Source organism: Oceanobacillus sp. GQ8, assembly GCF_059758495.1.
On the sequence record NZ_JCAXEV010000003.1, the window covers coordinates 330,722 to 350,972 of the forward strand.

The 20,251-nt window shown below is 42.3% G+C and carries 21 protein-coding genes; 18 read left to right on the top strand and 3 right to left on the bottom strand.

Annotated features, from left to right (window positions below):
* Positions 1–44 precede the first annotated feature (44 nt).
* The 10 genes from AC6CHS_RS10465 (at position 45) to AC6CHS_RS10510 (ending at position 6,685) form a co-directional block, all read left to right on the top strand.
* A complete protein-coding gene (locus AC6CHS_RS10465) occupies positions 45–893 on the top strand; it encodes a DUF4430 domain-containing protein (protein WP_498235944.1) in 849 nt (282 codons plus the stop codon).
* Positions 890–1,780, top strand: coding sequence for an energy-coupling factor transporter transmembrane component T (locus tag AC6CHS_RS10470; RefSeq protein WP_498235945.1), 891 nt, complete (start codon positions 890–892; stop codon positions 1,778–1,780). The genes AC6CHS_RS10465 and AC6CHS_RS10470 overlap by 4 nt, the downstream gene beginning before the upstream one ends.
* Positions 1,753–3,393, top strand: a complete 1,641-nt coding sequence (locus AC6CHS_RS10475; protein ID WP_498235946.1) for an ABC transporter ATP-binding protein — start codon at positions 1,753–1,755, stop codon at positions 3,391–3,393. Before AC6CHS_RS10470 ends, AC6CHS_RS10475 begins: the two co-directional genes overlap by 28 nt.
* A complete protein-coding gene (locus tag AC6CHS_RS10480; RefSeq protein ID WP_498235947.1) occupies positions 3,369–4,052 on the top strand; it encodes an ECF transporter S component in 684 nt (227 codons plus the stop codon). Before AC6CHS_RS10475 ends, AC6CHS_RS10480 begins: the two co-directional genes overlap by 25 nt.
* Positions 4,053–4,168: 116 nt before the next feature.
* Positions 4,169–4,486, top strand: a complete 318-nt coding sequence (locus tag AC6CHS_RS10485) for a hypothetical protein (RefSeq protein ID WP_498235948.1) — start codon at positions 4,169–4,171, stop codon at positions 4,484–4,486.
* A 162-nt stretch (positions 4,487–4,648) separates the two neighbouring features.
* Positions 4,649–4,990 (top strand): hypothetical protein, encoded by a 342-nt coding sequence (locus AC6CHS_RS10490; protein WP_498235949.1) that lies wholly within the window; start codon positions 4,649–4,651, stop codon positions 4,988–4,990.
* A complete protein-coding gene (locus AC6CHS_RS10495) occupies positions 4,990–5,208 on the top strand; it encodes a hypothetical protein (RefSeq protein ID WP_498235950.1) in 219 nt (72 codons plus the stop codon). The genes AC6CHS_RS10490 and AC6CHS_RS10495 overlap by 1 nt, the downstream gene beginning before the upstream one ends.
* Positions 5,209–5,250: 42 nt before the next feature.
* Positions 5,251–5,805 carry a GNAT family N-acetyltransferase gene (locus tag AC6CHS_RS10500; protein ID WP_498235951.1) on the top strand — a complete coding sequence of 185 codons (555 nt, stop codon included), beginning with the start codon at positions 5,251–5,253 and terminating at the stop codon, positions 5,803–5,805.
* A 27-nt stretch (positions 5,806–5,832) separates the two neighbouring features.
* On the top strand, positions 5,833–6,135 hold the full coding sequence (locus AC6CHS_RS10505; RefSeq protein ID WP_498235952.1) for a hypothetical protein: 303 nt from the start codon (positions 5,833–5,835) through the stop codon (positions 6,133–6,135).
* Between the two features lie 130 nt (positions 6,136–6,265).
* Complete coding sequence (locus AC6CHS_RS10510) at positions 6,266–6,685, top strand: hypothetical protein (RefSeq protein ID WP_498235953.1); 420 nt, start codon at positions 6,266–6,268, stop codon at positions 6,683–6,685.
* 209 nt (positions 6,686–6,894) lie between these two features.
* On the opposite strand, the gene AC6CHS_RS10515 is transcribed toward AC6CHS_RS10510, so the two are convergent.
* Positions 6,895–8,370 carry a potassium/proton antiporter gene (locus AC6CHS_RS10515; RefSeq protein ID WP_498235954.1) on the bottom strand — a complete coding sequence of 492 codons (1,476 nt, stop codon included), beginning with the start codon at positions 8,368–8,370 and terminating at the stop codon, positions 6,895–6,897.
* A 143-nt stretch (positions 8,371–8,513) separates the two neighbouring features.
* On the opposite strand from AC6CHS_RS10515, the gene AC6CHS_RS10520 reads away from it, so the two are divergent.
* Positions 8,514–9,338: an aldo/keto reductase gene (locus AC6CHS_RS10520; protein WP_498235955.1), complete on the top strand. Its 825-nt coding sequence runs from the start codon at positions 8,514–8,516 to the stop codon at positions 9,336–9,338.
* A 60-nt stretch (positions 9,339–9,398) separates the two neighbouring features.
* On the opposite strand, the gene AC6CHS_RS10525 is transcribed toward AC6CHS_RS10520, so the two are convergent.
* On the bottom strand, positions 9,399–9,872 hold the full coding sequence (locus AC6CHS_RS10525) for a divergent PAP2 family protein (protein ID WP_498235956.1): 474 nt from the start codon (positions 9,870–9,872) through the stop codon (positions 9,399–9,401).
* A gap of 277 nt (positions 9,873–10,149) precedes the next feature.
* Between AC6CHS_RS10525 and ilvD the strand changes: the two genes are divergently transcribed.
* Positions 10,150–11,835 carry a dihydroxy-acid dehydratase gene (gene ilvD / locus AC6CHS_RS10530; RefSeq protein ID WP_498235957.1) on the top strand — a complete coding sequence of 562 codons (1,686 nt, stop codon included), beginning with the start codon at positions 10,150–10,152 and terminating at the stop codon, positions 11,833–11,835.
* On the opposite strand, the gene AC6CHS_RS10535 is transcribed toward ilvD, so the two are convergent.
* The gene (locus AC6CHS_RS10535; protein WP_498235958.1) at positions 11,824–12,081 is read right to left on the bottom strand and encodes a hypothetical protein; all 258 of its coding nucleotides are present in this window, start codon (positions 12,079–12,081) and stop codon (positions 11,824–11,826) included. The two genes, ilvD and AC6CHS_RS10535, sit on opposite strands and share 12 nt — an antisense overlap.
* 771 nt (positions 12,082–12,852) lie before the next feature.
* On the opposite strand from AC6CHS_RS10535, the gene ilvB reads away from it, so the two are divergent.
* The 6 genes from ilvB to leuC all read left to right on the top strand — a co-directional run bounded on the left by ilvB (position 12,853) and on the right by leuC (position 20,238).
* A complete protein-coding gene (ilvB, locus tag AC6CHS_RS10540) occupies positions 12,853–14,526 on the top strand; it encodes an acetolactate synthase large subunit (protein ID WP_498236474.1) in 1,674 nt (557 codons plus the stop codon).
* On the top strand, positions 14,523–15,041 hold the full coding sequence (gene ilvN / locus AC6CHS_RS10545; RefSeq protein ID WP_036575488.1) for an acetolactate synthase small subunit: 519 nt from the start codon (positions 14,523–14,525) through the stop codon (positions 15,039–15,041). The genes ilvB and ilvN overlap by 4 nt, the downstream gene beginning before the upstream one ends.
* 63 nt (positions 15,042–15,104) lie before the next feature.
* Positions 15,105–16,148, top strand: a complete 1,044-nt coding sequence (gene ilvC / locus AC6CHS_RS10550) for a ketol-acid reductoisomerase (protein ID WP_498235959.1) — start codon at positions 15,105–15,107, stop codon at positions 16,146–16,148.
* Positions 16,135–17,685, top strand: coding sequence for a 2-isopropylmalate synthase (locus AC6CHS_RS10555; RefSeq protein WP_498235960.1), 1,551 nt, complete (start codon positions 16,135–16,137; stop codon positions 17,683–17,685). The genes ilvC and AC6CHS_RS10555 overlap by 14 nt, the downstream gene beginning before the upstream one ends.
* Before the next feature lie 22 nt (positions 17,686–17,707).
* Positions 17,708–18,814, top strand: a complete 1,107-nt coding sequence (leuB, locus tag AC6CHS_RS10560) for a 3-isopropylmalate dehydrogenase (protein WP_498235961.1) — start codon at positions 17,708–17,710, stop codon at positions 18,812–18,814.
* 17 nt (positions 18,815–18,831) lie between these two features.
* Positions 18,832–20,238, top strand: coding sequence for a 3-isopropylmalate dehydratase large subunit (gene leuC, locus AC6CHS_RS10565; protein WP_498235962.1), 1,407 nt, complete (start codon positions 18,832–18,834; stop codon positions 20,236–20,238).
* Positions 20,239–20,251: the final 13 nt, after the last annotated feature.

Here is a 20,251-nt window from a genome sequence, read left to right on the forward strand (position 1 = left end):
GAATGGTTACCCGATTGTATGTTTAGCCAAGGAGGGAAAAACGCGTGAGAAGATATACGAGTCTGTTGTTTATGATTGGTCTTATCGTTTTCATTGCTTTTGGCTGTGCAAAGGATGAAGTAACCCCTGCTAATGGTGAGCAACCTGTAGCAGCTGCTGAAATACCAGAAAAGGAAATCATGCTTCAAGAAAAACAACCAGTAGGCACAAGCAAAGCGAAGCAGGGCACCGAGCAAAAAGAGGAAAAGACAACGAAACAAACGAAAGCTGATTCCTCCGAAGAAAATCCGGGTCAGGAAGAGAAACAGGAAAGCGAAACAACTAGTGCAGATACGGATACCAACTCCAGTTCAACTTCCAACAAAGCAGAAGCCCCTGCTGCTCAGAACGAAAAGCCTGCTAAAGAGAAACAGCAGGATAGCAAGGTAAAAGAAGAAGCAACGAAAAAAACGAAACAGAATGAGACACCAACAGAATCGGAAGAGAAACCTGATAAAAGCAAGGAAAAAGAGGAAAAGCAGGATCCCCCCAAGAAGCCAGAAGAACCATCCTCCTATGTCACGTTCTCAGTTGACGCACGGGATATAAAAGGTCAAATTGTTCCGCAAACAAGGGTGGAACGGAAGGAAGGGGATACCATACTTGATATTACACGAAGGATCTTAAAGCAAAAGGGGATCCAATTTAGCGTAACGGGTACTAACTCCACTGCATATGTTCAAGGTATTGATAACTTGTATGAATTCGATGAAGGGCAAAATAGTGGGTGGATGATCCGCCTGGATGGCGCGCTGATTAAACAGAGTGCCGGGGCAACACCTGTACAGGATGGGCAAGTAATTTACTGGTTTTATACCACAAATTATCTGGAAGAAAGTGGGGCGGAAGGATGAGCACAAGGGGTGTTCGGTCTTTTCACCCAGCTGTGATGCTTACCTATTATGTTGTTGTCATAATTGGTTTCATGCTCTCCCAACATCCTGTGTTTTTGGCAGTAGGCGTAGGATTTCTACTTGTCTTTCATTTTCTTATAGATAAAGGAAAACAATTGAAAACCTGGTCAACTATGATTCTTACATTGGCAGTATTTATTCTTGTATTAACACCTGTGTTTAACCGGAGAGGGAATCATATTTTATTTTATTTATTTGGCAATCAAGTCATGCTTGAGGCGATCATACAAGGGATTATGCTGGCGTTAACATTGGTAGGTATCCTGCTAGTGTTTATAAGTCTGAATCAAATCATTAGCCAAGACCGGTTCTTATACTTATTTGCTCGCATTTCCCCGCAATGGGCGCTGTTAAGTATGCTTGCAGTACGTTTTGTACCATTGTTAAAAAAACACTTAAAGGAAATAGAAGAGATACAGAAGGTAAGGGGATTCTCTGTCACAAAAGGGAGCATAAAAGAGCGAGGAAAAAACGGCATGTTATTTTTACAGGCACTGTTAACTGGCTCACTTGAGCAATCCATCCAATCGGCTGATTCCATGTCAGCAAGAGGATATGGCCAACAAAAACGCACCCATTACCAAGCCTTTACCATGAAAAACAAGGATTGGTATGCGTTGGCATTTATACTGGTAACAGGATCTTGCATGGTTTTTGGATGGTGGCTTGAAGATAGTGTCCTGTCTCTATTGCCAATCCTTGAGACATCCCAACTTGAACAGAGAGAATGGCTCTTTATCGCCAATTGGTCCCTGTTACTCGCTTTTCCGCTTTGGTTAGAAGGGAAGGAAGTAGCAAAATGGAAATTTTATCTGCAAAAAATATAAGTTTCACTTATCCATTGGAAGAAAAACCAGCATTAAAAGAAGTGGATTTTCACGTACATAAAGGAGAGTTTGTGGTACTTTGCGGCGCATCAGGAAGTGGCAAATCGACCCTGCTTCATCTTGTGAAACAAGAAATAGCGCCACATGGAAAGCTGGATGGGAGCATCTTTTATAAAGGAGCCCAGCTTGAGAAGCACGACACACCACCAGATGACATTGGCATTGTTTTTCAGGACCCGGAAAATCAGATCGTGATGGATAATGTTATGGAAGAATTACTATTTGGTATGGAAAATAAAGGCTATCAGACGGAAGAGATGCGTAAAAAAATTGCTGAGATGACGCACTACTTTGGACTAACTCATCTGCTTGATAAAAAAACAAGTGAGCTTTCAGGAGGGGAAAAGCAAAAAGTGAATTTGGTGTCCGTCCTTTTACTGGATCCAGATCTGTTATTGCTTGATGAACCTACAGCACAGTTAGACCCAATTGCAGCCAAAGAGTTTATCCAAACGTTAACACAGTTAAACCGAGAATTTGGCATCACTATTTTAATGGTGGAGCACCGATTAGAAGAGTTATTTGCTGTAGCCGACAGGGTTCTTGTTTTAGAAAAAGGGGTAAAGAAGCTGGATGCTCCGCCCCGCGAAGCTGTCTTGAAATTACATGCACATCCTATTTTACAATATTTCTTACCAAGTCCCTCCAGGTTGTATCTACACTTTCAAACAGAGGTAGCACCAGAAAGCATTCCTGTTAATGTAAAGGAAGGTAGAGATTGGCTTTTGGTAAACAACATAATAGCTGAGTCGGATATGGAAGCAGAGCAAGAGGAAAATCCTCTATTTACTCTAAAGGAAATTGATTTTCAATATAACAAAGACACAGCACCTGTCCTACATAATTTATCCCTGTCTGTGAACAAAGGAGAATTGCTCGCTATTCTCGGGGCAAATGGTACGGGAAAATCAACGTTACTGAAAGTCATGGCCGGCATTTTACGACTGCAACATGGAAAAGTGATCTATGATGGAAAAAAGCAGAAAAGGCAGGAGAACATAGCTATTCGTTATTTACCGCAAAAACCCGCCCTTTATTTTCTTGAGGATACGCTAATGGCGGAATACAGACAGATTGTAAAGAAGCACCAACGGGAGAGTGGAGAAGCGATGATACATACACTGCTTGATACATTTGGCCTCAAAGGTTTTGAGGAAAGACATCCTGCTGATTTAAGTGGTGGTGAATTACAAAAAGCAGCTTTACTCGGCACCCTGCTCGAGGATCCAAAGATCTTGTTAATTGATGAGCCGACAAAAGGCCTTGATCCTTATTCGAAAAGAGTGTTTGGGACATTACTAGGAGATCTTAGGAAGCAGGGGCTGACCATTGTGATGGTGACCCATGATGTTGAATTCGCAGCAAATTATGCAACGCGTTGTAGCATGCTTTTCCAGGGGGATGTTTCGGTTACAGAGGGTACCAGAGCCTTCTTTAAGGGAAATACCTATTACACAACGGTAATGAATCGAATGACCAGAAAATCCGCAGCACCGCTAGCTGTAACCTTAGAGGAGGCAAAAGAGAATTGGCGCGTTCAAAGAAAATCTTAATTATCCTAAGTGTCGCTGTATTGCTTTTGCTCTGTTGCTTTCCTTTAATCATTTCAGAACATTATATGATCGTTAGTCTGCTTATCATGGGCGTTTCCTTTGTACCCTTTATGTACCGTTTTTCTAAACAGAAATTGACGAGCAGAGAGCTTGTCATGCTTGCGATCCTTGGAGCGATTGCAGCTGTGAGCCGGGTGCCATTTGCTTCATTACCCAGTGTTCAGCCAACCACATTCGTCATCATTGCTGCAGCGATTGTCTTAGGCCCGCAAAGTGGATTCGTTATAGGTGTATTGGCAGCAATTGTTTCCAACCTTTTCTTAGGCCAGGGTCCGTGGACTCCTTGGCAAATGTACGCCTGGGGCATGATTGGATTGACCGCAGGGCTGTTGCGCAACACGCTGTTCATGAAACATATGCTAGGTAGATGTGTGTATGGATTTGGGGTCGGTTTTCTGTTCGGGTGGTTTATGAATCTTTGGTTCGTTGTAAGCATGATCAACCAAATAAGCTGGACAGAGATTCTTTTATATTACAGTGCGAGTTTTTATTTTGATTTGGCCCATGCGCTTTCAAATGTATTTTTCTTGCTTCTGTTCAGCAACGCCTGGATTAAAATTATAAAACGTTTTAAGACCAAATACGGTTTATTCGCATAAAGTGTACCTTCATTAAATGGAGATTTTACTACCAGGTAAGGCGAGATAACCATGTATGTTTTTCCACTGTCCGGCAATAACTAAGGGTAACCGAATCTTTAAAAAGGGCTGATGATATGTGGAAGCGTGGCATGATGCTGGCTGGGATTTTCTTCATCCTCCTAAGTGGAGAAATTTCCTATGCAGAAATTGATGATGGAACAGTAACCCCAGAAGAGGAAAAGGAACATAATTGGCAAGTGCAGGATACATATACAGAAAAGGTAGACGGGGGCGAGCATGAATTCACCTATTGGAAGAATTTTATGCGCCATACACGTACCTGTCAGATCATCCACCATATCAAAGTGGTCGTATATTATTGCGATGTCCATGATGAAACAAAGACAGAAAGCACGTTAATTAAAACAGAACATAGTGGAAGGCATAAATAAGTTTACAAGCAAGGGAGGCAGAATACGACTGCTTCCTTTTTTTGTTTTATGGAAAAAATTAAGCCTCAAGAAGCTTGTATATAACTAATTGTTAATTTTCAAACAAATCCAAATTATGGTACGATAAGGGTAAAAATAACAGCAAATTTAAGGGGGATTTTTATGTGGGAGACGCTGCTACCTTGGTTTACGGTCCTGTATTTTCTCTTTTTCCTGATAACAATTGTGATGGCAATATGGAGTATTAGAAGAAAACGACTGGAAGACTTAGCCTATCCTGCATTGGCCATGGCATTTATCACCCCTATTGCAACGTTGTTTTATCTCATCGGAAGGCCTGAAGGGACAAATGAGTTGGAGTACTTCTTGCAAAACGTAGTGAAAGGCGACGTCATGGCAATTTTTGTACTCGCACTTTATGGTTACTTGATCTTTTGGTGGGTGGTAATGCCAATGAAATGGAAATCATCGAAAGCAATAAATATCAACAAGGAGGCCAACTAATGGAGGTTGCAGCAAATCAAACAGATTGTATATGTGTTGTGTTTGTTTTTCAAAAAACAGAACAAACCGAAGAAGTGCATCATAATTCTGCTCAATTAACAGCTTTACTAAACGCAAAACAGGTCTGGATTGAAAGATTTAGTTCCAACCTAAAAATAGAAAGTGCTGTCTGGTCCTATGGTAATAACAAAGTATCTTTCCAAATCTATTTGAGGTAGATTTTTAAAATAAAAAAAGAGATTCGTTGAGGGGGCTTATCCATGCTTTATAATCAAGCGTTGCGAACGATTACGACAGAGAGGCTTGTGCTAAGGTTGTTTGAACAGACTGATGCAGAAATGGTAGCAAAGCTTTGTAATAACATGAACATCTACCAAAATACATTATATCTTCCATACCCGTATTCCATAGAAGACGCGCTAGCCTGGATGGAGCCCCATCTTGACCGTTTTGTGGCGGACAAATCCTATGAGTTTGCTGTTACGGATAAGGAAAGTGGGCAGTTATATGGCGCGATCGCACTTTCAAACCATCATTTATATAAAAATGGGGAAGTGGCCTACTGGATTGGGGAGCCCTTCTGGGGAAAGGGGTATGCGACGGAAGCTGCCCAAGCTACCATCCAATTTGCCTTTAAGGAAAAACACTATCATAAAGTATTTGCACGTTACTTTGGGACAAATCCAGCCTCCGGAAGAGTGTTGCAAAAAGTAGGGATGAAACAAGAAGGGATACTGAAAGACCATGTGAGAAAAGAAGCCCGTTATGAAGATCTTGTTTATTATGGAATTATTCTTGAAGGAGAGAAAGCCTAAAAAGAAACTAATAATGGAGGGCTATGTATGTTAACGATAATATTTATTTTATTACCATTGTTTTGCATTTCTTTATATATCACATTAAAGTTCACCTGGGGAAAAGAAGGGAAAAGTAAGCAAGGAGATGAAATCTTAAAAAAATCTTCTCATGTAATTGTACCGATTTTTCCAATTGGCTGGCTACTGTTGGAGATTGCGCACTCTATATTCGATATTTCTTTTTCATTTTATCGTGACTCTTTATGGATCTTGGTCGGACTTTATTTTATTGTCCAGGGAGCGGTGATCTATTATTATAAAAATAAAAAATGGCAGACAGTGGAGTAAGTGAGTAATTTGATTAATAGTGTAAAATAATAATGGATATAACCTTCCTTAGTACTTTTCCAAAACATCTGCATTAGTATTGTGAAAAACAGAAAGAGGTATAAAATTTGCTAACGGGGAGATTATCATGATGATTAAACGACTTATTTTTTTCTCACTCTTATTTGTGCTTTTATTATCAGCTTGTAGCAATAAAGACGAATTGTCGGGGAAAACGTTCGATGTTAGTGTGGTTGGATCACCTAACGAACCTCTTAATCTTGACTCAATCATGAAATTAGAATTTTCAGATGGGAATGTAACCACTAAAGCTTTGAATGGTGCAGAAGGAACCTATGAATTGAAAGATGATAACCTTGTGATTCAGTTTGAAAATGAAAACGAAACGTTAGAAATAGAATTCACACTTAAAGAAAGTGATATTGAATCTAGCGAATATGCAGCAGAGATTATTGATTCAGATTTCCAAATTGAAGATTCTGAGCAAGTAAGCAAATATAAAGATTTTTACTTTGATTTACCAAGTCATGTTGAATTTATAGAAAAATAAAAACCAAAAAACGCAAGATGTTGGAATCTCTGCGTTATCATATGCGTTTTGGAGTATAATTTAATTGTCGTATTTTCAACCTTGGCTTCATGGTTCTATTTCTATTGATAAATTAATTGTTTCTTATTCAAGAACGTCGTCAGGATCAGCAGATACAAAGAAAAATGTAGTGGGCGCGCGCTTCACATGCCAGTTCCTGCTCCCCATTTTTACTCTTCTTCAGCTTCGAAAATTTCCTCTACCGCCTTCATTTCATCATCCTGCAAAAGCATATACAATGTATCACCAGTTTTTAAGGTTAAACTCCCGCTTGGTGGAACCGTATTGCCCTCTCGAAGAATCAACGTAATATTGACTGTTTCAGGCAAATGTAGGTCCTTTATTTTCTTGCCCGTTGCATTACTGTGTTCCGTTATTTGGTATTCTGCCACTTCAAGCTCTGTTTTCCCTACAGATAAAAGATCCATTGTGTAAATCGGATTTGTATTGGGAGTTGATACATGTCCTAACTTTGAAGCAACTTTAGGAATGGTAGTTCCTTGGATAAGTGTGGACGTCAGCACAACAAAGAAAACAATATTAAAGTACAAGGCACTGTTTTCCAGATCTGCAAGTAAAGGAAAAAGTGCAAGTACGATTGGCACTGCTCCGCGCAGGCCAGACCAGGATAAGAAAAGTTTCTCTTTGAATTTAAACTTCATTCCTGTAACAGAGAGGAAGGCGGCTACAGGCCGGGCAATGAACATTAAAATCAAGGACAGAAATAGCCCTTTTACCATAATACTAAAGCTGAATACATCACTTGGGGCAACGAACAACCCCAGTATGACGAACAATCCAATTTGAGCAATCCAGCTAAAGCCCTCATTAAATCGCAAAATCGGACTTCGTTGTTTTAATTGCGAATTTCCAATTACAAGCGCGGTTACATAGACAGCAAGTAAACCACTCGCATTCAAAAGGGAACCGATACTGTATGCTAAATATGCAAAGGATATGGCGAGTAATGGGTATAGTCCGCTTGAGGATAGTTTGATCCGGTAAAGAGACTTGCTGGCAATTTTCCCGATTAACAGACCAATGAGCAAGCCTCCGCCCATCTGCAAAATAAATTGCCCAATAAACTCTAGGAGCCTCGTTCCTTCCTGGTTCACAACTGAAATTAAGGCTGTAGTAAGGAAAACTGCCATGGGGTCATTGGAGCCAGATTCCCCTTCCAAAGTAGCTTCCAATCTATTGGTAATATTTTTACCTGCAAGCATGGCGAATACGGCTGCAGCATCGGTAGAGCCAACAAGTGCACCCATTAGAAACGCTTCGGCCCAGCTCAAATCAAATAAAAAATATGCTGCCACACCGACCAGGGCACTTGTTAACAGCACACCAACTGTAGCGAGAGATACTGCAGGTGCAGCCACAGGGCGAATCGTTTTCCACTGTGTCTGCATTCCTCCATCAAACAAGATAATGACGAGGGCCATCATCCCGACAAGCTGTGCAATTTCCGGGTTACTAAAATTTATAATTCCGAGTATGTCACTGCCGGCAATCATCCCAAATAAAATAAAAAACAGAAGAGATGGAGCATTTACTTTAACGGAAAATTGTACCGCCAGAATACTGCAAATTAATAAAAGTGAAACGATAAGTATAAATAAATTTGAGTTGTAGATTTCTTGTATCATAGCTCTCTCCAAGTTCTATGTTGTTTTAATAACTTATTTATACCCTTTTTCATTCAGATTGACACTTCAGTAAAGGTTTGCGATTTTCTGACTAGTTCTTATACAATGAAGGTAGAATACTACAATCTACGAGGAGGATATGCATGATCACAAGCTTGCAGGATACCGTAACATTGAACAATGGTGTAAAGATGCCGGGATTTGGCCTTGGCGTATACAAAGTAGAGGATGGGAAAACCGTGGTTGATGCTGTGAAGGCAGCACTGCAGCATGGATACCGTAGTATTGATACAGCGTCCTATTATGAAAATGAAGAGGGCGTCGGTCAAGCAATTAAGGAATCTGATGTGCCGAGAGAGGATATCTTTGTTACGTCAAAAGTCTGGAATGATGAACAAGGATATAACGAAACAAAGCTAGCTTTTGAGAGGAGTTTAGAGAAGCTAGGTTTGGATTACTTGGATTTATATTTAATTCACTGGCCTGTTAAGGATTTATACACAGAGACATGGAGAGCAATGGAGGAATTGTATAACGAAGGGAAGGTGCGCGCAATTGGTGTGAGTAATTTTCATCAACAACATCTCGAACACTTACTCGAAAATGCAGCAGTAAAACCTGTCGTCAATCAAGTTGAATACCATCCACACCTTGCACAAACCGCCCTTCAGTCGTATTGTAAAAAAGAAGCCATTCAACTGGAAGCATGGGCACCATTAAAAAGAGGTCGCTTGCTTGAAGATCCAACTCTTGCGGAGATTGGGCATAAATATGGGAAGACTCCAGCACAGGTTATTTTACGCTGGGACATTCAACACGACATTATTACCATTCCAAAATCAACGAATCCAGAACGGATTGCAGCCAATGCAGACGTGTTTGACTTTTCGTTGACTGATGAGGAAATGCGTCTCATTGATGCGATGGATTGCAATGATCGAACAGGGAAAAACCCGGACAACATCTAATTTTCAGCTTAAAAGAGCAGCGTACATCTGGTGAATCCTAAAGATGTGCCCCTGCTCTTTTTATGCCTTTTTCTTTCCACTTTCCAACAGGTAACTTAGTGCCCCAAGAGCCACCCCTAATACAGCACCGCCAACAACTTCAATAGGCATATGACCCAACATCTCTTTAAGTTCTTTTTCCTGTTTTTTGTAATTGATATCTGGATGTTTGTCAGCGAAATGCTCTACTTGTTCGTATAAATCATTTACGGCAATTGCTGTTTGCCCAGCTTGCCAGCGAATCCCCATTGCATCATACATGACGATTAGTCCGAAGATACTGCAGATTCCAAAGTCCATCGAAGCTACCCCGTTTTTCATGGCCACATATGTAGTAAGGGAAGTAACAGCAGATGAATGGGAGCTAGGCATGTCACCAGATCCAAACGTTTTTTTCCAATCCCATTGTCCTGTCTCCACATAGTGAAGGGGGACTTTTAAAAATTGAGCAGTTCCAATACCTAATAAAGCAGTCGTCAATCCACGATTTAACATAAACTCACCTCCATCTTAAGTTGGACAGTAGAAGAATATTTATTCATGAATTCTAGGTCGAATCATGTCTGAAATGTTTAAAAGTCATTCGTTTTTCTTCGATGTCCATAACTTGTTTTCCCGAATTTTATTAAAAAATGACTTGCCGACAAAATCCTATCTCTGAAGCGTTTTATTTCTACCATCAAAAAAATTCTCTTTCACAAAAAACAAAAAATACATTGAACTATTAGAAAATTAGGCATATAATGTTTCGAAAGAAAGGTAGGGATACTAGATGGATAAAGATTTGCGAATTAAAAGTAAAGTTTTCAGTGAAGGTGCAATGAAAGCACCAAATAGAGCAATGCTTCGTGCAGTTGGTGTGACCGAAGAGGATTTCAAAAAGCCGATGATTGGGATTGCGAGTACGTGGAGCGAGGTTACGCCTTGTAATATACATATTAATGATTTAGCGCTGAGCAGTAAAAAAGGTGCTCGGGACGCTGGCGGGGTTCCCCTCATTTTCAACACCATCACGGTTTCGGATGGAATCTCCATGGGGACTCAGGGGATGCGTTACTCCTTACCGAGCCGGGATGTCATTGCCGACTCAATTGAAACAGTCGTTGGGGCAGAAAATCTCGATGGTTTTGTCGCGATTGGTGGATGTGATAAAAATATCCCAGGCTGTATGATCGCAATTGCTAATGCTGAGTTACCAGCCGTTTTTGTATATGGAGGTACGATTGCACCAGGCCGACATAATGATAAAAATATTGACCTTGTCTCCGTGTTTGAAGGTGTTGGGAAGCATAATAATAACGCCATTGATGACAAAGAATTGCATAACATCGAGTGTAATGCATGTCCTGGTGCGGGAGCTTGTGGTGGGATGTATACTGCCAACACGATGGCTTCGGCAGTAGAAGCGATGGGAATGAGTCTTCCAGGAAGTTCCTCAAACCCAGCAGAGTCCGCTGAAAAGCATGCAGATTGTGAAGATGCTGGAAAAGCTGTTTATCACTTGCTCGAAAAAGGAATTTACCCGAAAGATATTATGACAAAAGAAGCATTTGAAAATGCAATTACTGTCGTTATGGCTTTAGGCGGCTCTACGAACGCGATTCTGCATTTGCTCTCTATTGCGCATGCAATGAAAGTAGATTTGACTATTGATGATTTTAATAGAATTCAAGAAAAGACACCACATCTTGCTGACCTGAGACCGAGTGGGAAATATGTCATGCAGGACCTGCACAGAGTTGGCGGAGTACAAGCTGTCATGAAGTTGTTGCATGAAAATGGCTACTTGCATGGGGACTGTCTAACCGTTACCGGAAAAACAATTGCGGAAAATCTAGAGGATGCACCATCGTTATCTGAAGGCCAAGAGGTTATTATGCCGTTTAGTAACCCGAAAAGGGCAGATGGTCCGCTCATCGTACTCAAAGGGAATCTGTCCCCAAGCGGAGCTGTAGCGAAGGTTTCTGGCGTGAAGGTTAACCGACATACAGGGCCAGCACGTGTTTTTGATACAGAAAAAGAAGCGACAGCGGCAGTTATGGACAACCAGATTAACGAAGGAGATGTCTTGGTAATCCGCTATGTTGGACCAAAAGGTGGGCCAGGCATGCCTGAAATGCTCTCGATTTCTGCTATCCTTGTCGGAAAAGGACTTGGTGAAAAAGTAGCATTGCTTACAGACGGTAGATTTTCCGGTGGTACTCACGGACTTGTCGTAGGACATATCTCACCTGAAGCCCAGGCTGGCGGCCCGATCGCATTCCTCAAGGAGGGCGACATGGTCACGATCGATTCTGATAAAAAAGAAATCAGTATGGAAGTAAGTGCTGAAGAACTTGAAGAACGGAAGAACAATTGGACAGCACCACCGTTGTATAAGCGAGGAATTCTAGGGAAGTATGCCCACAATGTTTCCTGCTCTTCCAAAGGTGCCGTCACCGATTTTTTAGATAAATAGTTTGATAAGAAGCTCCTCCCAATAGCTGGGAGGAGCTTTTTTTGAGAGCGCCTTGTTATCGGCTGAGAGTGTGACAACATAGCTCTTGAGTGTTGTAACATCGCCAGAGAGCACCGCAACATCGCCAGAGAGCGTCGCGACATCGGTCGTGAGCGCGACACCATCGCCTGCCAACACCGCAACATCGCTCGAGATCTCAATAACATCGCCTTCCAGCGCCATAACCACATCAACTCCGATTTCCACACAAACACTGCCCCTCAACAAGGTATGCTTACCACGCCAATATATCACTATATAAAAACAAATAACCCCAAATAACGGCATTAAATGTAAAAACTATTAACAGCGATATATTAATTAAACAAAATCAAAATTTTAACTGTAACTACAATAATTTAATCAATATATCGCAATGTAACGTAATTGTAACATTCCAGATGTTTCCCTACCTGACAAGCATGAAAGCGCATTCAAATTAACAGAGTTATCTAAAGAAATAAAAAACTTCGAAAAAGCTGTTGACTGTTGATTTAAAACGGTATATGATTATCCGCAATATCAAATATTCAAACTTTATTGAACAAAGGAACAAATTGACTATCAACTTTTAAACAAAACAACACAAAACTATAGGTTAACTCGATGACGGGAGCAAAGGAACAAACACAATGTATTCACAGAGAGCTGGGGTTGCTGGAAGCCCAGAAGTACATTTTGTTCTGACATCTTCCCTGAGTGCCACGTTGAACGGCGAATGCCAAGTAGGCGTGGTCAGGTACAGTGTATGTGCCTGTTATCAACTAGACTGTTTACCAGTCTTAAAGGTAGTATTCGTGAGGATGCTATAAAACCTGGGTGGTACCGTGAAAAGATGGCTCTTTTCTCCCCAATAATTCTGCTAATTTGCGCAGTTTTAGGGGAGAGAAGGGCCTTTTTTGATAGTAAAGCAAATGGGGGAGGCATGTAGTAGTGAAACTTGATGTAAAACAGGAACCGAAAAGAGAAACTGAATTTATGACAGGTGCAGATTTGTTCATCCAGACTTTGGTTGATGAACAAGTGGACACCATATTCGGATATCCTGGCGGGGCTGTTCTGCCAATCTATGATGCCGTGTACAGAAGTAAGGCAGCTTTTAAACACGTCCTTTCCCGGCATGAGCAGGGATCCATTCATGCAGCGGAAGGATACGCGAGAGTAACAGGTAGACCAGGTGTTGTGATTGCAACTTCTGGACCTGGCGCAACAAATCTTATTACAGGAATTACTGATGCCATGATGGATTCCTTACCACTCGTTATTTTTACCGGACAGGTGGCCAGTGGTGTTATTGGAACGGATGCATTTCAGGAGGCAGATGTACTGGGAATTACGACACCAATAACGAAATACAACTACCAGGTGAAAACGATCGAGGAATTACCAAGAGTAGTCAAAGAAGCTTTTCATATCGCTACTACTGGCCGTCCAGGTCCTGTAGTAGTGGATATTCCAAAAAACATATCAGCTGAAGTAACTGGTGGGTCTTATCCGAACACTTTTTCACTGCCAGGTTACCAGCCAAATGTGAATCCGAACCCTTTACAAATCACGAAGCTAGCGGAAGCCTTAAGCCATGCTAAGAAGCCGCTCATCCTAGCGGGAGCAGGGGTGCTCTTTTCAAAAGCCTCAGCAGAATTAAAGGAATTCGCTGAAAAATACGAGCTACCTGTTGCCAATACATTACTCGGTTTGGGAAGCTTTCCAGGCTCCCACCCCCAAATGCTCGGAATGGCCGGGATGCATGGAACCTATGCAGCAAACATGGCTTTATATGAATGTGATGTATTGCTAAATATTGGAGCACGCTTTGATGATCGACTGACTGGGAACTTACAGCATTTCGCTCCACATGCCAAGGTTGCCCATATTGACATTGACCCAGCTGAAATCGGCAAAAACATTCCAACTGCTATCCCAGTAGTAGCCGATGCGAAAGCTGCACTACAAGCACTATTAACAAAGGACATTAAAACAGATCATGAAGACTGGCAAAAGGGATTACAGCACAACAAACTGACATATCCACTCTGGTACGACCGCTCAGATGAACTGCTTTCGCCACAGTGGCTCATCGATCAAATCCACAAGATTTCGGAAGGGGACGCGATCATTACAACAGACGTGGGGCAGCATCAAATGTGGACGGCACAATATTATTCCTTCGATAAGCCAAACAAATGGGTTACATCAGGCGGACTTGGGACGATGGGATTTGGTTTTCCAGCTGCGATTGGAGCACAGCTCGGTGCACCAGAAGAATTGGTTGTAGCAGTGGTTGGAGATGGTGGTTTTCAAATGACCTTACAAGAGCTTTCCGTCTTGAAGGAACAGCAGCTGCCAGTGAAAGTCATCATCGTAAACAACCAGGCATTAGGGATGGTAAGACAGTGGCAGGAAAGTTTTTATGAGGAACGTTACTCAGAATCACTTTTCATCGAGAATCCTGACTTTGTAAAACTCGCGGAAAGCTACGGAATCAAAGGTATACGGATTGAAAAGGAGACTGACGCACCAGAAATGCTAGAAGAGGTTTTTTCCTATAACGGGCCAGTAGTCGTTGATTGTCGGGTTGTCCAAAAGGAATGTGTCTATCCGATGATTGCACCAGGAAAAGGGCTCCATGAAATGATTGGGGTGAAGAGATGAAGCGAATCATTACAGCTACTGTGCAAGATCGAAGTGGTGTACTAAATCGCATTACCGGCATGCTGCATAAACGGCAATTCAATATTGACAGTATTTCAGTTGGGAAATCAGAGACTGAGGGCATTTCGAAAATGACGTTTGTCGTTGAGGTAAGTGATCACCAAAACCTCGAACAACTGACAAAACAGCTGAACAAACAAATTGATGTTATCAAAGTATCGGACATTACCGACAAAGCAATTGTTGCCAGAGAGCTTGCCCTCATCAAAGTAGGAAGCAATGGGCATCAGCGGGCTGAAATTCAAGGGATCATCTCCCCGTTTCGGGCCTCGGTAATTGATGTAAGCAAGGAAAGTATGACCATACAGGTAACCGGAAAACCAGACAAAGTGGAAGCACTTATTGAGCTGCTCCACCCATACGGCATTAAGGAGTTGACCAAAACAGGCGTCACCGCATTTTTAAGAGGACATCAACCTAAAACTGTTACAGATTTACATGCCACACCATTGTAAAGTGAAACTTCATTTTGTGGGTTACCAGTTAAGACGGGATAAAAACTTGAGGAGGAATATAAAATGACAAAAGTACGCTATGAAAATGATATTCAAACAGAGGTTTTGAAGGACAAGAAAATCGCGGTAGTTGGCTATGGCTCACAGGGGCATGCCCATGCGTTAAACCTAAGAGAAAGCGGCTATGATGTCGTTGTTGGGCTAAGACCAGGGAAATCACAACAAAAAGCAGAGGAAGATGGCTTTGATGTCCATTCTGTAGCAGAAGCTGTTAGCCAGGCAGATGTGGTAATGGTTCTATTGCCTGACGAACATCAGACAGCTGTTTACACAGAAAGCATTAAATCTAACCTGCAGCCAGGAAATGCCATTGCTTTTGCCCATGGCTTTAACATTCATTTTAGCCAAATTGTTCCTCCAGAAGATGTGGATGTTTTCTTAGTAGCACCAAAAGGGCCAGGACATCTGGTACGTAGAACATATGAGGGTGGCGCTGGTGTCCCTGCATTGTTCGGTGTTTTTCAGGATGTAACAGGAAATGCTGCAGAGCTGGCACTAGCTTATGCGCAAGGCATTGGGGCAGCAAGAGCAGGCGTGCTGGAAACAACATTCCAAGAAGAAACCGAAACAGATCTATTTGGTGAACAGGCGGTATTATGCGGTGGCCTTACAAGCTTAATCAAAGCAGGATTTGAGACTTTAACAGAAGCAGGCTATCAGCCAGAAGTTGCTTACTTTGAATGTCTGCACGAAATGAAACTTATCGTGGACTTGATTTATGAAGGTGGACTTGAAAACATGCGCTATTCTATCTCTGACACAGCACAATGGGGTGATTTTGCTTCAGGTCCAAGAATTGTCGATGAGGATACAAAAGCTCGGATGAAAGAAGTTCTTACAGACATCCAAACTGGTGAATTTGCCAAAGGGTGGATTTTGGAAAACCAAGCAAACAGACCAAAATTCAATGCAATTAATAAAAAAGAAAACAACCACCAAATCGAAAAAGTTGGAAAGGAGTTACGTGATTTAATGCCTTTTGTTAAGCAACCACTTCAAGCAAAACAATCTAAGCAAAAGGATGTGAAAGAGCATGTCACGAATTAAAATTTTCGATACAACCCTTCGAGACGGCGAACAGTCACCTGGCGTGAATCTGAATCAACTAGAAAAACTGGAGATCGCCAAACAGCTAGAGCGATTTGGAGTGGATCGGATGGAGGCAGGGTTTCCTGCTTCCTCCAAAGGAGATTTTCAAGCTGTTAAAGCCATTGCTGACACGATAAAAAACACCTCGGTTACAGCTTTAGCTCGTACCGTCAAGTCAGATGTCGATACAGCATGGGAAGCGTTGAAGGGGGCAGAATATCCAAGCATCCATCTATTCTTGGCTACTTCCCCGATTCATATGACGTATAAATTGAAAAAGACTCCAGAACAGGTGATGAATACGGCAGTCGAAATGGTCACCTATGCGAAAACGAAATTCCATGATGTTCAATGGTCAGCAGAGGATGCTTCCAGATCGGATTTAGATTTTTTGGCGCAAATCATTGAACGTGTCATCAACGCAGGCGCAACCGTGATCAATTTGCCAGATACAGTTGGATATACGACGCCAGCTGAATATGGGCGGATGTTCCAGTATATTAAAGAAACTGTGCCAAACATTGACCAAGTGCACCTATCTTGTCATTGTCACAACGACCTCGGTATGGCAGTTGCCAATTCACTAGCCGCTGTGGAAAATGGTGCGACGCAGATCGAAGGAACGATCAATGGAATTGGGGAGCGGGCAGGAAATGCCTCCTTAGAAGAAATTGCCGTCGCATTAAAAGTTCGCTCTGATTTTTATCCTTATACGACAGGATTAAAACTGGAAGAAACAAAACGAACAAGCGACCTTGTAGCAAAATTAACGGGTATGTATGTGCAGGCAAATAAAGCAGTAGTAGGGCGCAACGCCTTTGCTCATGAATCTGGCATCCACCAAGACGGTGTTTTGAAGCACGCTTCAACCTATGAAATTATGACACCTGAAATGGTCGGTGTAAAAGCAAATAACCTGGTTCTTGGCAAACACTCAGGACGACATGCGTTTAAGGATAAAGTCAAAGAGCTCGGCATGGAGCTTAGTGAAGAAAAGCTTAAAAGTGCCTTCGATGCATTCAAGCAATTAACCGATCACAAAAAGGAAGTAACGGATGATGATCTGTTTACGATCCTCATGGAGGTTCAAACAGATACGACTTCTGTTAACAAGTACCAGCTCGAAATGTTCCAGGTTCAATATGGTACAGCGAATATCCCAACTGCCACTGTTGTACTTCAAACACCTGATGGCAGGACAGTTCAAACAGCTTGCACCGGACAGGGAAGTGTCGAAGCTGTATACCGGACATTGGATGAGTTAATTTCTGAGAATCTTAAACTTATAGATTATCAACTTAGTTCTGTAGGTGGAGGAAAGGACGCATTGGCCGAATCACATGTCCAGCTTGAGGTGAATGGGCAAGCGGTAAACGGAAGAGGAACAGCACAGGATGTCATCGAAGCATCTGCAAACGCCTTTTTGAACGCGGTCAATCGTTATATCGTCAGACAGCATTCACAAGAAAGCAATGTGGTCGCATCGGAAACGTAAAAATAGAATGGAGGAGAAGCGTATGAATAAACAAATTATCCTGCTACCAGGTGATGGTATTGGAAAAGAAATTATGGAGTCAGCGAAGTATGTGTTAAATACAGTGGCAAGCGAATTTGGTCATCGTTTTACCTTCCATTCTCATGCGATTGGTGGGGACGCTATCGACCAGTATGGGACCCCGTTACCGGATGATACGATCCATGCGTGCGAACAAGCAGATGCTATTTTACTAGGTGCTGTTGGAGGAAAGAAATGGGAAGCGCTCCCCGGTAATATTCGCCCAGAGCAAGGATTACTCGGCATTCGCAAAAAGCTCGGCCTGTTTGCTAACTTGAGACCAATTCAAGGGTTCGCTCCACTTCTCCATGCTTCCCCACTAAAAGAAGAAGTGGTAAATGGAAGTGATATTCTAATTATCCGCGAATTGACGGGTGGTCTTTACTTTGGAAAACCGAGTGAAAGAATTAAAGGTGGAAAGGCAGTCGTCGACACACTTTATTATGAACGCAGTGAGATGGAGCGGATTGTGGAAAAAGCATTTGAAAGTGCAAGACTTAGACGTAAACACCTAACCTCTGTTGATAAAGCAAATGTATTAGAATCTAGTAGACTGTGGAGAGAAGTCGTCAATGAGAAAAGCAAGGAATATCCTGACGTAACAGTAGAGCATATGCTTGTGGATGCTGCTGCCATGAAGCTTATTACAGCACCAACCCAATTTGATGTCATCGTAACCGAAAATCTATTTGGCGATATTTTAAGTGATGAAGCATCCGTGTTAACCGGATCGCTCGGCATGCTACCATCAGCAAGTATTCGCTCAGACGGAGTCGGGTTGTATGAACCAGTTCATGGATCAGCACCAGACATTGCCGGAAAAGGAATCGCGAATCCACTTGGCATGATCCTTTCCGCTGCTTTGATGCTAAGACATTCCTTGCAAATGGAGGAAGAGGCAAATGAAATAGAAGAAGCAGTCAGGGCATGTCTTGAACAGGGCTACCATACAGCAGATCTGTCAGTAAAAAATGGCAAGCAGGTTGGAACCAAAGAAATGACAGAGGCTGTAGTCGAAAACATGACGACAAAAAGTGTTTCCGATAGTATTTGCAGTACCTATGCCTAAGTCGAGGAGGTGGCATAATGGATAAACCAAAAACAATTATTGAAAAAATTTGGCAAAAACATATTGTGCATCAGGAAGAGGGAAGACCAGACCTGTTATATATTGATCTTCACCTTGTTCATGAAGTTACATCCCCACAAGCATTTGAGGGCTTACGCTTAAATGGACGTAAGGTGCGAAGACCGGATTTAACGTACGCAACGATGGATCATAATGTTCCCACAAAAAACAGGGATCAAATGAAGGACGAAATTGCTAAAAAACAAATGCAAACATTAAAAGAGAACTGTGATGCGTTTGGGATTCCACTCGCTGATATGCAGCATCCTGACCAGGGAATCGTGCACGTAATCGGGCCACAACTAGGACTCACTCAACCCGGCAAAACCATTGTCTGTGGGGATAGCCATACCTCAACACATGGTGCATTTGGTGCCTTGGCCTTTGGAATCGGCACAAGTGAGGTAGAGCATGTTTTGGCAACGCAGAGCATATGGCAAGAAAAGCCAAAGACATTAAATGTGCATGTCGAAGGCGATCTAGGCCCTGGTGTAACAGCTAAAGATTTGATCCTAGCTATCATAGCGAAGTTTGGTGTTCGTTTCGGCACAGGCCATGTGTTGGAATATACCGGTGAAGCAATCCGTAATTTGTCCATGGAAGGTCGCATGACGGTTTGCAATATGTCGATTGAAGCAGGAGCGAGAGCAGGACTAATTAGCCCGGATGAAAAAACAATAAATTTCCTGAAAGGGAGAGAGTATGTGCCAGACGGGGAAGATTTTGATCAGCTGGCAGATTCCTGGTTGGCATTAGCTACAGATGAGGGCGCAGAATATGATCACCGCGTGGTCATCCATGCAGATGAGATAGAGCCTCAAGTTTCCTGGGGAACCAACCCAGGCATGTGTGTTCCGGTAAGTGGTAAGACGCCTGATTTGGGCGACGTTGAATACAAAGAAGATGTAGCACGCGCCCTGGACTATATGGGACTCGAAGAAAATCAGCCGATTACCTCCATTAACATTGACCATGTTTTCATTGGTTCTTGTACGAACTCTAGGTTAAGTGATTTACAAAAAGCGGCTGCGATTGTTGCTGGGAAGAAGGTAAGTGAAAATGTGCGGGCCATTGTCGTACCAGGTTCCTTCAGCATAAAATTACAAGCCGAAAAAGAAGGACTGGACACGATCTTTAAAGAAGCTGGCTTTGAATGGCGGGAAGCAGGATGTAGCATGTGCCTGGCAATGAATGATGATGTTGTGCCACCAGGCGGAAGATGTGCCTCCACCTCTAACCGAAATTTTGAAGGTAGACAAGGAAATGGCGCCCGTACTCATTTAGTAAGTCCAGAAATGGCTGCAGCAGCTGCGATCGAAGGCCATTTTGTTGACGTCAGAAACTATACAAGTGTACCGAGCTAGGAGGTAGGTCGAA